This window comes from Priestia sp. SIMBA_032, from assembly GCF_046535215.1.
Taxonomy (GTDB): Bacteria; Bacillota; Bacilli; order Bacillales; family Bacillaceae_H; genus Priestia; species Priestia aryabhattai.
Map to the genome: position 1 here is coordinate 1 of NZ_JAWRXD010001364.1, position 244 is coordinate 244.

Consider the following 244-nt stretch of genomic DNA (forward strand, 5'->3'; position numbering starts at 1 on the left):
TCCGCTTCAAATCCGCCTTTTTTATTTTTTTGCGCACTTGTAAAGGTCGGTCCGAAGTTTGTAGAAGAATATGATGTTACGTTTTTCTCTACAGTTTTCAATCCATCAATAATTGTGTTATCTGCTGGATCACGATTTGATGCAAGTGCCATTTCTACATCCATCCAGCGTAAATTATTTTTCAAAACAAGATGTTGTACTTTTCTTAGTTCATCTTGTATATTTCCTGCATTTGAATATAAAG

Annotated in this window: 1 pseudogene; it reads right to left on the minus strand. The window is 34.0% G+C overall.

The features are described from left to right. Nucleotides 1–244, minus strand: a pseudogene (locus tag SB717_RS38780) (germination protein YpeB); the annotation flags it as partial.